General features: G+C 63.2%; 10 protein-coding genes. 1 reads left to right on the top strand and 9 read right to left on the bottom strand.

The window, feature by feature from the left end; all coding sequences use genetic code 11:
- Positions 1–132: 132 nt before the first annotated feature.
- The 3 genes from LMG28727_RS20375 to LMG28727_RS20365 are packed head-to-tail and all read right to left on the bottom strand — an operon-like array spanning position 133 to position 6,148.
- Positions 133–1,683, bottom strand: coding sequence for an efflux transporter outer membrane subunit (locus LMG28727_RS20375; protein ID WP_201644095.1), 1,551 nt, complete (start codon positions 1,681–1,683; stop codon positions 133–135).
- 1 nt (position 1,684) lies between these two features.
- Positions 1,685–4,897: an efflux RND transporter permease subunit gene (locus tag LMG28727_RS20370; RefSeq protein WP_201644094.1), complete on the bottom strand. Its 3,213-nt coding sequence runs from the start codon at positions 4,895–4,897 to the stop codon at positions 1,685–1,687.
- Between the two features lie 18 nt (positions 4,898–4,915).
- Positions 4,916–6,148, bottom strand: coding sequence for an efflux RND transporter periplasmic adaptor subunit (locus tag LMG28727_RS20365; protein WP_201644093.1), 1,233 nt, complete (start codon positions 6,146–6,148; stop codon positions 4,916–4,918).
- Positions 6,149–6,576: 428 nt separating this feature from the next.
- Between LMG28727_RS20365 and LMG28727_RS20360 the strand changes: the two genes are divergently transcribed.
- Positions 6,577–7,218 (top strand): TetR family transcriptional regulator, encoded by a 642-nt coding sequence (locus LMG28727_RS20360; protein WP_201644092.1) that lies wholly within the window; start codon positions 6,577–6,579, stop codon positions 7,216–7,218.
- A 186-nt stretch (positions 7,219–7,404) separates the two neighbouring features.
- Here the strand turns inward: LMG28727_RS20360 and LMG28727_RS20355 are convergent, their stop codons facing one another.
- The 6 genes from LMG28727_RS20355 to LMG28727_RS20330 all read right to left on the bottom strand — a co-directional run bounded on the left by LMG28727_RS20355 (position 7,405) and on the right by LMG28727_RS20330 (position 13,516).
- Entirely contained in the window at positions 7,405–8,037 is a 633-nt protein-coding gene (locus tag LMG28727_RS20355; protein WP_201644091.1) for a cysteine hydrolase family protein, read from the bottom strand.
- 285 nt (positions 8,038–8,322) lie between these two features.
- Positions 8,323–9,084 carry a CoxG family protein gene (locus tag LMG28727_RS20350; protein ID WP_201644090.1) on the bottom strand — a complete coding sequence of 254 codons (762 nt, stop codon included), beginning with the start codon at positions 9,082–9,084 and terminating at the stop codon, positions 8,323–8,325.
- 33 nt (positions 9,085–9,117) lie between these two features.
- A complete protein-coding gene (locus tag LMG28727_RS20345) occupies positions 9,118–9,510 on the bottom strand; it encodes a DUF427 domain-containing protein (RefSeq protein WP_201644089.1) in 393 nt (130 codons plus the stop codon).
- Positions 9,511–9,724: 214 nt separating this feature from the next.
- Positions 9,725–10,222 carry a peptidase associated/transthyretin-like domain-containing protein gene (locus LMG28727_RS20340; protein ID WP_201644088.1) on the bottom strand — a complete coding sequence of 166 codons (498 nt, stop codon included), beginning with the start codon at positions 10,220–10,222 and terminating at the stop codon, positions 9,725–9,727.
- 309 nt (positions 10,223–10,531) lie between these two features.
- The gene (locus LMG28727_RS20335) at positions 10,532–12,055 is read right to left on the bottom strand and encodes a DegQ family serine endoprotease (RefSeq protein ID WP_201644087.1); all 1,524 of its coding nucleotides are present in this window, start codon (positions 12,053–12,055) and stop codon (positions 10,532–10,534) included.
- Positions 12,056–12,214: 159 nt separating this feature from the next.
- Positions 12,215–13,516 carry an ATP-binding protein gene (locus tag LMG28727_RS20330; protein ID WP_201644086.1) on the bottom strand — a complete coding sequence of 434 codons (1,302 nt, stop codon included), beginning with the start codon at positions 13,514–13,516 and terminating at the stop codon, positions 12,215–12,217.
- Positions 13,517–13,518: the final 2 nt, after the last annotated feature.

Below are 13,518 nucleotides of genomic sequence, written 5' to 3'. Positions count from 1 at the left end.
GAATGACAGGCAACAAAGAAAAAGCCACGGCATGCCGTGGCTTTTTCTATTTCTCTCAGCTTCAGCGAACTGCGCAGAACGGTTTCGTTAAAACATAACCCGCTCCGCGCACCTGCCGATGCAAGACTCGACTCACCCCGCCGTCGCCGCCGAAGCCGCCACCGGTGCACTTGCTGCACCGTAGTCGACCGGTGCGTCAGCCGGACGCGGTTGATCGCCGGTATGCTCGATCCACCCACCGCCCAACGCCTGATACAGCGTGACCAGGTTCTGCAGGCGCTCCATGCGCGCCGTGATCAGCGATTGCTGCGACGTGTACAGATCCGTCTGCGCGGTCAGCACCGACAGATAGCTGTCGACCCCGTTCGTATAGCGCAGGTTCGACAAATCCAGCCGGCGCTGTTCCGCAAAGGTATTGCGCTCCAGCGACTGAATCTGCTGATCGTAGGTGCCGCGCGCCGCCAGTCCGTCGGCCACTTCGCGGAAGGCCGTCTGGATCGCCTTTTCATACGTGGCGATCTGCACGTTCTTCTGGATGTTGGCGACGTCGAGGCTGGCCTTCAACTGGCCGCCCTCGAAAATCGGCACCGTGATCGACGGTGCGAAACTCCACGCCGCCGAACCCGGCTTGAACAGACCACCCAGCGTCGGGCTCAGCGTACCGACACTGCCCGTCAGCGTGACCTGCGGGAAGAATGCCGCCCGCGCCGCGCCGATATTCGCGTTGGCCGCGAGCAGATTCTCCTCGGCCTCCATGATGTCCGGACGACGCGTCAGCAGATCGGACGGCAGACCGGCAGGGATATCCGTCAGCAGATTCTGATCGTTCAGCTTCAGACCCGGCGCCAGATCGGCCGGCAGCGGTTCACCGAGCAACAGCACCAGCGCGTTCTCGGCCTGAGCCCGCAAACGCGCCTGCGCCTGCAGATTCGCGGCGGCTTGCTCGACCACGGTCTGCGCCTGACGCAGATCGAGTTCCGAACCGGTGCCGTTGTCGAACTGCAGCTTGGTGATGCGGTACGAGTCCTGCGCGGTCTTCAACGTATCTTGCGTGACCTTCAGCAGGTCGTCGAGTTCGAGCACCGTCAGATACTGGTTCGCCACCTGCGAGACCAGCGCGATTTCCGCTGCCTTGCGCGCCTGGGTCGTGCCCAGGTAGGTCGCCAACGCCTGATCCTTCAGACTCTGAACCCGCCCGAAAAAGTCGATTTCCCACGACGCATTCAGACCGACCGAGTACGAGCTGGTGATCGTCTCAGGAACCGACGACAGATCCAGCGGCGTACGCTGCCGGGTTCCCGAGCCCGCGGCTTCGAGCGTCGGCAGCAGACCGGCGCGAACGATCCGATACTGCGCCTGTGACGACTGCATGTTCAGCACCGACACACGCAGATCGCGGTTGTTCTTCAGCGCGATCTCGATCAGCTGCTGCATGCGCGGATCGACGAAGAAATTGCGCCAGCCGATGTCGGCGGCGGCCTGGCCGTTCGCGCTGCGCGCCGCGCTGGTCGAGCCGGGCTGTTGCTGCTGACCCGGCTGGGTCGCGCCCGGCTGCGTGTCGTACACGCCGCCGGTCGGGAAGGTCGACGTCACGGGTGCGTCCGGACGCTGATAATGCGGCGCCATCGTGCAACCCGTGGCGAACAACGCGACCGCCACTGCAATCAAAGAGTGTTTTTGCATCTCAATGTCCGTCCTTGCCCGAACCCTCATCAGCCGCTGAGCCGCCAGCTTGCGGATCATGCGGATGGTGCTGGTTGTAGTGTGCGAGCGCCTCATCCGGGTCTTCCTTCTCACCGCCGAACTTCGCGCGGATCACGACGAAGAACATCGGGATCATGAAAATCGCGAGGAAGGTCGCCGTCAACATCCCGCCGATCACGCCGGTACCGATCGCGTGCTGGCTTGCCGAGCCCGCGCCGTTACTGATAGCGAGCGGCAGCACGCCGAGAATGAACGCGAGCGAGGTCATCAGAATTGGACGCAACCGCAGACGCGCCGCTTCCAGCGCGGCCTCGACCGGCCCCATTCCTTCACCCTGCTGCAACTCGCGGGCGAATTCCACGATCAGAATCGCGTTCTTCGCCGACAACCCGACCGTGGTCAACAGACCCACCTGGAAGAACACGTCGTTCTCGAGCCCACGCAGCGTAGCGGCCAGCAGTGCGCCGATCACGCCGAGCGGCACCACCATGATCACCGAGAACGGGATCGACCAGCTTTCATACAACGCCGCGAGACACAGGAACACGACGAGGATCGAGATGCCGTACAGAATCGGCGCCTGCGAACCCGACTGACGTTCCTGCAGCGACAGACCCGTCCATTCGTAGCCGATACCTGCCGGCAACTTGGTCACGAGTGCTTCCATCGCCGTCATGGCCTGACCGGTCGACTTGCCCGGTGCCGCCGCGCCCTGGATTTCGACCGACGAAATACCGTTGTAGCGTTCGAGCTTCGGCGAACCGTAGATCCACTCCGTGTTGGCGAAAGCCGAGAACGGCACCATCGCGCCCGCGCTGTTGCGCACGAACCAGGCACTCACGTCTTCCGGTTTCATCCGGAAAGGCGCGTCGCCTTGCAGGTAGACCTTCTTGATCCGGCCGTCGGTATCGAGGAAGTTGTTCACATACGCGGAAGCCCACGCAATCGAGAACGTCGTGTTGATGTCGGACACGGCAACGCCCAGCGCCTCAGCCTTCTCCCGATCGATATTCACCTTGAACTGCGGCGTATCGTTCAGGCCGTTCGGACGCACCTGAGCCAGCGTCGGATCTTTCGCGGCCATGCCCAGCAGCATGTTCCGTGCTTCCATCAGCTTTTCATGGCCGACACCCGCGCGGTCCTGCAACTGGAAGTCGAAGCCCGCTGCCGTACCGAGTTCAGGAATCGACGGCGGATTGACCGGGAACACGACGGCGTTCTTGTAGCCGGCAAAATGCATGTACAGCCGGCCCACCAGCGCCTGGACCTTCTGGTCCGAGTGCTGACGCTGCGCGTAGTCCTTCATCCGCACGAACACGAGACCCGCGTTCTGGCCACGACCGGCGAAGCTGAAGCCGTTCACCGTGAAGGTCGATTCGACAATCGCCTTCTCGTCGTTGAGCAGGTAGTCGGACACGTCCTTCAACGCGCGCGCGGTGGTTTCCTGGGTCGAACCCGACGGCGTCTGCACCAGCACGAACATCGTGCCCTGATCTTCATCAGGCAGGAACGACTTCGGCAGCTTCACGAACAGCAGACCCACCGCGAAGATCACCACCATGTAGATGATGAGCCAGCGGCCCGAGCGCTTGATCACGTGGTGCACGCCCGAGTGATACTTGTCGCGGCTCTTGTTGAACGTGCGGTTGAACCAGCCGAAGAACCCGGTGGATTTTTCGTGATGCCCCTTCGGAATCGGCTTGAGGATCGTCGCGCACAGTGCCGGCGTCAGAATCAACGCGACCAGCACGGACAGCACCATCGCCGCCACGATCGTCAGCGAGAACTGCCGGTAAATAGCGCCGACCGAGCCGCCCGAGAACGCGACCGGCACGAACACCGCCGACAGCACGAGCGCCACGCCGACCAGTGCGCCGGTGATCTGGTCCATCGCCTTGCGGGTTGCGTCGCGAGGGGATAAGCCCTCCTCCTGCATCACCCGCTCGACGTTTTCCACCACCACGATCGCATCGTCCACCAGCAGGCCGATCGCGAGCACCAGCCCGAACATGGACAGCGTGTTGATCGAGAAGCCCACCAGACCCATCACCGCGAACGTGCCCAGCAGCACCACCGGCACGGCGATCGTCGGGATCAGCGTGGCGCGCAGGTTCTGCAGGAACAGGTACATGACCAGGAACACCAGCACGATACCTTCGAGCAGCGTCTTGACCACTTCTTCGATCGACAGACGCACGAACGGCGTGGTGTCGTACGGATACTGGACGACCAGGCCGTGCGGGAAGTACTTCGACAGTTCAGCGACCTTCGCGCGGACCGCTTTCGCCGTAGCCAGCGCGTTCGCACCGGTGGCGAGCTGAATACCGAAGCCAGCCGTAGGCTGCCCGTTGTACTTGGTGTCGAAGTTGTAGTTTTCGCCACCCAGCTCGATGTGCGACACGTCGCGCAGACGCACTTGCGAGCCGTCCTGATTCACCTTCAGCAGGATGTTGCCGAACTGTTCAGGCGTGTTCAGCAGCGTGGCCTGCGTGATGGTGGCCTGCAGCACCTGACCCGGCACCGACGGCGTGCCGCCAAGCGAGCCGCCTGCAACCTGCACGTTCTGCGCGGTCAGTGCGGTTTGCACGTCGACAGGCGTCAGGCCGAAGTTATTCAGCTTGTTCGCGTCGAGCCAGATTCGCATCGCGTACTGCGAGCCGAACAGCGTCACCGTACCCACACCGTCGATCCGGCTGACCGGATCCTGAATGTTGGACGCGACGTAGTTCGCCAGGTCGTACTTGCTCATGCTGCCGTCTTCGGACACGAAAGCCATGACCAGCAAGAAGCTGCTGCTCGACTTCGTGACCTTGGTGCCCAACTGCTGCACGGCCTGCGGCAACAGCGGCGTGGCGAGTTGCAGCTTGTTCTGCACCTGCACCTGCGCGATGTCAGGGTTGGTGCCGGCCGCGAACGTCAGCGTGATGGTTGCGGTACCCGAGTCGTCCGAGGTGGACGCCAGATACAGCAAGTGGTCGAGACCACTCATCTGCTGCTCGATCACCTGCGTGACGGTGTTTTCCACCGTCTTCGCCGATGCGCCCGGGTAGGTTGCGCTGATCTGCACAGCCGGCGGCGCGATGGTCGGGTATTGCGCGATCGGCAACGTAAAGACCGACGCGATACCCGCGAGCATCAGAATAATGGCGATCACCCATGCAAAAATCGGGCGATCAATGAAGAACTTTGCCATGAGGCGGGCTCCCTGTTATTACGCGCCCGATGCAGCAGAGGCGGGTTGCGCCGTCTGAGCAGCACCGCTGGCGGCCGGCGCGCCCTGAGCGGCTGCGTCGGAAGCGGGGGTGGCGGGAAGTTGCGCGGCAACTGGCTTGACCTGCATGCCCGGGCGCGCCTTGTCGGTGCCCTGGACGATCACGCGGTCACCTGGCTTGAGGCCGCTTGCGACCACCCAGTTGTTGCCGTACGTGCCGTTGGTGACGAGCTGACGCAGCGTGACCTTGTTGTCGTCACCCACCACCAGTGCGGTCGGTTGACCCTTCTGGTCATGCGTGATGCCGACTTGCGGCACGACGATCGCGTTCTGGTTCACACCTTCGTCGATGCGCGCGCGCACGAACATGCCCGGCAGCAGCACCTTGTCGGCGTTCTTGAAGATTGCGCGAACCGTGACCGATCCCGTGCCCTGATCGACCGTCACGTCGGTGAACTGCAGCTTGCCCTTTTCGGAGTAAGTGCGGCCGTCTTCGAGAATCAGCGAGACTTGCGCCGCATCCGGACCGCTCGTCTTCAGACGCCCTTCCTGCACTTCACGGCGCAGCTTCAGACCGTCGAGGCTCGATTGCGTCAGGTCGACATAGACCGGGTCGAGTTGCTGGACGGTAGCCATCAATGTCGCGGCGCTTGCCTGCACATACGCGCCCGGCGTGACCTGCGACACACCGATCTGGCCGGTGACCGGCGAGGTCACATCCGTATAGCCGAGATTGATCTGCGCGGTGTCGACGGCTGCCTTGCCCGCTGCGACATCGGCAACGGCCTGCCCTTCTGAGGCGACCGCGTTGTCGTAGTCCTGCTTGCTGACCGCGTTCGCGGCGACCAGCACCTTATAGCGGTTGGCCTGCGCCGTCACCGACACGAGGTTCGCCTGCGCCTTCGCGAGCGTTGCCTTCGCATTGTTCAACGTGGCGATGTACGGTGCCGGGTCGATCTTGTACAGACGTTGACCCGCCTTGACCTGGCCACCTTCCGTGAACTCGCGGCGCAGCACGATGCCGTCGACCCGTGCGCGCACTTGCGCGACGAGGAAAGCACTGGTGCGGCCCGGCAGTTCGGTGACGACCGCTACGGTTGTCGGCTGGAGAGTGACGACGCCTACTTCGGGCGTTTGTGGCGGCGGGGCAGATTGTTTTTGTCCGCATGCTGCCAGCAATACGGCAGCCGTCGCGGCACTAATTAAGCGGAATGGAATCCGTTCGACGCGCATGGAGCGACCTCTGTCTAAGACTGAGAATGAAAAAGTGCGCGCATCCCTACCCCGGGGACGACAGCGCACACATGCGTCTTGCGACGCTTGACCGGAAGCCCGTGGATGCAAAGCAGCACCTGCAGAGGCACCCTGATGTAAATGCGCCAAACCGGGAAATGCCGCGCGGCGCCCCCCGTTCAGCGGCGGCGCAAAGCGTTTGAAAGGCAACAGTGACGGATATTAACCGGTCGTCACGGCTTGGGCTATCCGATCGTGGGGTGCTATTATATATACGTTCACGAATGCATGTAAAAGTGCATTTACTTCTCTTGCAGGCGGGGGGCCCGCAAGTTTGCTTCGCAATTTGGTTAAATTGCAGACAGATTGTCATCGGGCTGACTTAATAACGCCCGTGAAACCCCACAGTCAGGGCAGGTCTTACCAACATGGTCAGAAGAACCAAAGAAGAGGCGCTGGAGACGCGCACGAGCATTCTCGACGCAGCCGAGCAGGTCTTCTTCGAAAAAGGGGTATCTCGCACTTCCTTAGCCGACATCGCCCACGCTGCCGGCGTCACGCGCGGAGCCATTTACTGGCACTTCGCGCACAAAGGCGACCTCTTCACCGAAATGTTCGACCGCGTGCTGCTTCCGCTGGACGAACTCAAAGCGGCGTCGCTAGACCCTAACGAGCCCGATCCGCTTGGTCGATTAATGGAAATCTGCGTGGTGTGTCTGCGCGACACGGCTAACGACCCGCGTCGCCGGCGGGTTTTCGACATCCTGTTTCTGAAGTGCGAGTTCGTCGAAGAGATGGGGCCGGTGATGGTCCGCTATCAGACCAATATGCGCGAAGGCCTGGCGAAAATCGAAGGGGGTCTGCGCAACGCGATCTCCAAGAGCCAGTTGCCCGCCGATCTGAATACGAAGCTGGCCGCGGCGATGGTGCACGCGTTTGTCAGCGGGTCGCTGCGCGACATGCTGTTCCTGCCCGACGCAACCGATTTCGGCGCGCATGCGCAACAACTGCTTGAAGGTGTTTTCGACGCGATGCGCCTGAGCCCGGCGTTGCGGAACAAGGCGGCGTAAGCGGCAAGCGGTCCGGAAGCCGGGCTATCAGGTCAGCCTCACCGGGACTCATGCAACCAGGACGGAGGAGTGAGTGAATCCGCCCGTCCTGGTTTTATGCGCGACACTTTTCTCGGAACGCCCCGGCTGCAGTTATCCAGCATCTGAAGCCGCGCCGCTCATTCCGATGCGGCGTGTACAGCCGCCCTATGCAACCGTCTGGCGGGCCCGCGCCGCCTGATTCGACGCATAAATGTTGCCGCGCGCGAGCGGCTCCCCGCTCTTCACCGACGCCAGCCATGCTTCCGTGCTCGCCACCGCCGCGAAGCGCGACTGCATGACCACGCTGAACACGCGATGAATCTCCTCCGCGCTGGCAAAACCCGCGCTGTTTTCATACGGCACCGAACCCGTCGCGTCATCCAGGAACTCGACGGCAAGCCCCGCGTGAACCGCATGGTTGATGGTCGACGCGTCGCAGTTGTGGGTCATGTAGCCGGTGACGGTCAGCGTATCGACCTGCCGGGCGGCGAGCCAGTCTGCCAGATCGGTACCGGTGAATGCGCTCGGCAGCGACTTTTCGACGTAGTGATCGTGAGCACGTGAGCTCACCACGGTATGCAGTTCCGCCGTCGCGCTGCCGCGTGCGAATAGCGGCGAGGTAGCCGGCGCGAAATTCTGCACGACCACGATCGGGATGCCGGCGTCGCGCGCGGCATCCATTGCTCGGGCGATGTTGGCGAGCGAGGTCTGCACGTCCGGGAATTCGATGGGCAGATCGCCGGTCACGTATTCGTTCTGCACGTCGATAACGAGCAGCGCGCGGCGCGGGATGGTCATGGCAAGACTCCTGGCGTAAGGGATAGAGGCCGCACTGCACACTTCGACATGAAGATGCAGTGCTGTCTGGTAACGGGACGGAAGGCTCGGTTGGCCGGCGCTCCGCTCAGCATGAACAGGAACGTGGCATGGCAGAGATGGTACAGGTAGATAGAAGCATTCGAGCATCGTCGCAAACGACGCTTGCGCACCAGCGTTTCGTGGCTGATCAACGGAATTTCGTAGTCGCGCCGACGCGACAGCCGCGCGATTTACGCCGGATGCCCGGCAATCAGCGCGTCAATGTCATTGCTCGCTGATCCAGCGCGCCACATACAACAACAGCGCGACCACGAAAATCATCGCGGCCCAAGCCCAGTTCGGGACTGCGCCCGGACTGATCGAGCGGCGCGAGACGGCGGGCAGCACGCCACGCGGAACACCCGGTGACGCGCTCGCCGCCCGTCCTGCGAGCGCGTTGCTGTGGTCCGCTCGCGTGCGACGCGCAATCCCGCCGAGCGTGACCGGCCGCAAAAACACGTGCTGCCGACGCCCGCCCGACCCACGTGCGCGATTCGGACCATCCCCATGTTTTGCCCGCACCACCGCGTTGAACTCGGTGAAAAAGTCATCGGCCAATTGGCGCAGCGCGTTTTCCAACTGGCGCGCCGGCAGTTCCGCAAGCGGACCGGAGGCTGTCGCCCAGACCGTGTATTCGATCCGCGTGCTGCGCTCCCTACCCGCACCGTGCCCGCCCTCATCCGCGCGCAGCCGCACTTCGATCTGCCCGCGCAACGCGCCGACGCCCTCGGCGCGCGCCTTGAAATTGATGGTGCGGCGCTGCGCCTCCGCCGGCCCGGAATCCTGACCCGCCACATGAGCGCGGGCGTCGTAACGCGCACGCAACGGGCCGAGCGGCACGGTCATGGTCAGCGCATATTCGCCGTGGGAAAGACGGGTGAACGACTCGCAGTTGTCGAGGCTGGCGCGCAACAGCGCGAGATCCTGCAGCGCCTCCCACACGTCGGACGGCGCAAGCGGAATCCGTAACGCGTCGTTCAGCTCCATACCAGCCTCTCCGATGAACGCACGACCACGGGATCAGGACGTCTGATCGATGCGGTCGACGCGCGTTGAGTAAAACGCGAGGTAACCTTTAATTGGCATGGCCGGCTCGAGCGGCGCCTCGTAGCTCCATACAGCGTTTTCGATCAGACCGTCTTCGGTGCGCAGGTGAAAATACGCCGCGTCGCCTTTAAACGGGCAATGCGACGTGTGGGTCGAGCGTTCGAGCCGGGCCATGTTCACGTGCTCGCGCGGGAAATAGAACACGTCCGCCAGACCGGTTTCGGAAAGCGTCAGGCCGGCTTGCGTGTCGGCCATGGTGACGCCGCCGTGTATCACACGCACCCGGTGACTATTGCCGCTGATCGAGATGGAGTGGCCGCCCGTGCTCGCGCCGGTACTACCGTGAGGGGTCTGGGCATCGCTCATGTCTCGCTCCGTGATGGTGTGCGGCAGATTCGCGTGTGGACCAACAGTCAAGCCACGGGACGCGCCCGTGGCTTCATTATCGGCCAAACTTCCGCCACTTGCGCGGCATCGCTGCACCGCGTCCTGGCGCGAACCCGGTGTGACCGGTGCCGCTTGCACGGCATCGCTGCACCGCGTCCTGGCGGGCACCCGTGTGACCGGAGCGCAAAGTCGCTTACTTCCCACCCCAGTAGAACGCGAGTTTGGCCGACCCGTTGCCCGTGACCGTCACGGCTTTCGACTCGTCGTGATCCTTATATTGCGCGTGCACCGTGTAGTGCCCAGGGTGCAGCTTGACCAGCATATAAGGCCCGCGCGATGACGTATTCAATACCTCGTTGTTTTGCGCATCGACCACTCGCACTTTGACGTCGGCGAGAAATTCAGAACTGGGGCCCGTGAAGCGCAGCGACAGCGGCCAGTGGCTTTGCGCCTGCTGCAGTGCTTTCGATTCGTCGAGACCGACGCCGCCCGACACGAACGAGACGTCGCCTTGCTGCTGGGTTTGCGGCATGCCGCCGCCATTGTCGTTGCCCGCGCTGCTTTGGTCGGTGGTCGTGCCGCCAGTCGTGTCGTTTGCCTGTTGTGCATACGCGCCGCCTGCCAGACCGAGCGTGAGCGCTGCGCACACCGCAGCGGCTACGATCCTTCGCTGATTGCGTTGGGTTTTCATCGGTTCGCTCCTTATTGAGGTCCTGTCGTCCGGTACGCCTCGATGGGCCCGGAACAAGGCAGACGCAACCTGCGTGCCAGGCGCTCTATGGTGCGAGTTGGCGAGATAGGAAACCCCCGGTGCGCCGCGCCTGCTGAAGCGGAACGCATGCCGTCGCGGCCTGTCGGCGGCACAAAAGCAAACCGGTCCGTTTGCACTAAGTGCAAACGGACCGGCAAGCGTTACTTCAACGGTGATGCGACACGGGCGACACGTCGGTCAAACTGCCATCCATCCGACCGATTGCGCCGCCTGTTCAGGGCCGCGCCATTAGCCGAGATCGACCGGCACGAAGATCTGCGCGTTGTCACGCTGGATCAGCAACGCGATGCTATTACCCGCGCTGGAGATCATCTGCTTGAGCTGATCGACGCTCGTGACCGGTCGGCCGTTGACCGCCAGAATCACGTCGCCCGGCTGGATCCCGGCGCTTTCCGCCGCGCCGCCCGCCTGCTGCACCAGCAGACCGTGCGACACCGATGCGCCGCTCTTCTCTTCCGGCGTCAGCGGACGCACTGCCACGCCGAGGCGACCTTGCAACTGCGCCGGCGCATCGGCTTTATTCGACGCAACCTTCGCATCCGACAACGAACCGATGGTGACCTTCAGATCCTTCGTGGCCTTGTCGCGCCACACCTGCACGGTGGCCGAACTGCCCGGCGCGAGGCCCGCGACCTGTGCTGGCAGAGCCGACGAGTCGGCGACCGGATCGCCATTCACCGACAGGATCACGTCGCCCGGCTGCAAACCAGCCTTGGCGGCCGGACCCGCCGGATCGACCGAGCTGACCAGCGCACCGTTCGGCTTTTGCAGACCGAACGAGTTGGCCAGCGTCTGGTTCATGCCCTGCACGGCGACGCCGAGACGGCCGCGGCTCACATGGCCGGTCTTGACGATGTCGTCCTTGACCTTGATCGCTTCATTGATAGGAATCGCAAACGACAGGCCCTGGAAGCCGCCGGTCTGCGAATAGATCATCGAGTTAATGCCGATCACTTCGCCTTGGAGATTGAACAGCGGCCCACCCGAGTTACCCGGGTTCACCGGCACGTCGGTCTGAATGAAAGGCGTGTAGTTTTCGTTAGGCAGCGAGCGCGACTTCGCGCTGATGATGCCCGAGGTCACCGTGTTGTCGAAGCCGTACGGCGAACCAATCGCGACCACCCACTGACCGACCTTGCTCTGACGCGGATCGCCGATCTTCACGGTCGGCAGATTGCTGGCGTCGATCTTCAGCACGGCAACGTCGGACTGCTTGTCGGCGCCGACCACCTTCGCCTTGAATTCGCGCTTGTCGGTGAGCTTCACGGTAACGACGTTCGCGCCGTCCACCACGTGCGCGTTAGTCAGAATGTAGCCGTCATTGCTGACGATGAACCCGGAGCCCAGGCTCGCGCTCGGTTGATCCGGCGCGTCGCCGCCGCCGTCACCACCCTGCATGCCCGGCACACCGCCGAAGAAGTGCTTGTAGAACTGATAGAACGGATCGCTCGGATCGATCGGCAGCTGATTGCCGCCTGCGCTGGGGCCATTGCCGCCATTACTGCGCAGCGCCGTCTGCTTGACGACATGCTTTGCGCTGATATTGACGACGGCCGGGCCGTAGGTTTCAACCAGACCCGAGAAATCAGGGATGCCGGTCTTGGCGGCAGCTTCAGCAGGCATCATGGCTGCCTGCGCCGGCGAGATCACCTGCGGTGCGGGCAGGTCGCGATGACCCGCCACATAGCCGGCGGAAAGCGCAACGGCGACAGCGACTGCAACAGCGCTGCGGGACAAGGTTTTCGCGTTCATCGTGTACTCCTGACTGGAGAAAGAGACTTTGGGGATGTCGAGGAGCGTACGTGCTGTCACTTAAAAGAGTCTTAAGCAATCAGCGGAACCTTATTTGTGATGCATCAACGCGTTTAATTAAGGTTTTTCGCGGCGTTTGCGTACGAAACGGCGCCGTTTTCAGAACCGCACATTGACTTGCAGACCACCCGCCGGCGATTCGTCGAGCGTCACGGTTGCATGGTGCTGGGTCGCGATACGGCGCACGATTGCCAACCCTAATCCGCTGCCCGCCACGTCCGTACGCGCGCGATTCGCCCCTGCGCCCGCGCGGTAGAAGCGGTCGAACACGCGATCGCGGTCGGCGGGTTCGATGCCCGGACCGCTGTCGGCAATCCGCACCACCGGGCGCCCGCCCTCATCACGCAGACTGACGTCGACACGCCCGCCGTGCGGGGTGTACTTGGTCGCGTTATCGACGAGATTGTTGAACATCACGCGCAGCGCGTCGGCGTCGCCGGTCACGGTGGCGGCGTCGCTCGTCTCAATGCCCAGGTCGACGCCGCGATTCGCCGCCAGCGGCGCGTAAGCCACCACGCATTCCTGCAACAGCGCGCGCAAATCGATGGTCTTGCTGACGGCCAGCCCGTCCGGTTCGGAACGCGCGAGCGCCAGCAATTGCTCGGCAAGCCGCGTGGCCCGCGTGACGCCGGCCTGTAGATCGGCGAGCGCTTCGCCGCGGGTGGCATCGTCCTTTGCACGGCCCACCAGTTGCGCCTGGATCTGCACGGCAGCAAGCGGCGTGCGCAGTTCGTGCGCGGCGTCGGCGACGAAGGCTTTCTGGATGTCCAACGCGGTCGCGAGCCGATGCAGCAGACCGTTCAACGCGCGCACCAGCGGCTGCACTTCGAGCGGCAGACGCTGATCCGGCAGCGGATCGAGCGCTTCGGGATGGCGCGCGTCGAGCGCACTGGTCACACGCCGCAACGGTTTGAGCCCGCGTCCGACGATCACCCACACCGCCATGCCCATCAGCGGCAGCAGCACGATCAGCGGCCATAAAGTGCGCAACGCGACGTTCGCGGCGAGCCGGTTACGCACGGAAACCGGTTGCGCGAGTTGCACGACGTTATCGCCGACAATCGCGCCATACACGCGCCACTCGCCGCGCTCCGTGTGTTCCGTCGAAAACCCGAGTTCCGCACGCGGCGCCAGCGGTGCGCTAGGCCGCGAGTAATACATGAGCACGCCGTTGCGATTCCAGATCTGCAGCACGATGCCTTCATCGCCGTTATCGCGCGAACCCAGCACCTGCGAGAACGGTTCGGACGGCAGCGCCGCGGCGATCTGCTCCAGCTGGTAATCGAACAGTTCGTTGGCTTCGGCGAGTGCCTGCCGGTAAATCAGCCATCCCGCAATGCCGACGCCGAGCAGCACGAGCGCCAACAACCAGACCAGCAACTGTCGGCGAATCGAACGCATCG

Source organism: Paraburkholderia metrosideri (genome assembly GCF_904848625.1).
GTDB classification, from domain to species: domain Bacteria; phylum Pseudomonadota; class Gammaproteobacteria; order Burkholderiales; family Burkholderiaceae; genus Paraburkholderia; species Paraburkholderia metrosideri.
Note: the sequence above shows the minus strand (reverse complement) of the source record. Positions and strands in the feature narration are given on the sequence as shown.